Source organism: Streptomyces sp. NRRL S-495 (assembly GCF_000966955.1).
GTDB lineage: Bacteria > Actinomycetota > Actinomycetes > Streptomycetales > Streptomycetaceae > Kitasatospora > Kitasatospora purpeofusca.
Map to the genome: position 1 here is coordinate 1 of NZ_JZWY01000617.1, position 385 is coordinate 385.

Annotated in this window: 1 pseudogene; it reads left to right on the forward strand. The window is 71.7% G+C overall.

The features are described from left to right. A pseudogene (locus tag VR45_RS28970) lies at positions 1-385 on the forward strand (RICIN domain-containing protein); the annotation flags it as partial.

The window sequence follows — 385 nt, forward strand, 5'->3', positions numbered from 1 at the left end:
AAGGGCGACAAGGGCTGGCAGTTCGAGTACAGCGACAGCCCGGCCGGGAAGCCCATGATGATCGACAACTTCGCCGACCAGTCCCGGGCGCACCTGGTGGAGGCGATGGAGCAGAACCCCAACCAGTACTGGCGCGTCCAGCCGGCGGGCGGCGGGCTCTACACGATCGGCAGCGGCGGCCGGTGCCTGACCGCCACCGCCGCCCGGCAGGACCTCGCCTCCCTCCCGTGCGACGGGCGGAACGAGCAGAAGTGGCGGCTCGTCCCGATCGCCGACAACGGCAGTGAGGGCGCCCCCGGCGCACCGAAGCACAACGGCCTGTTCAAGCTGCGCTCCGTCGGCGGCAGCGACATCGAGGTCTCCGGCGGCGCCACCACCCGGGAGA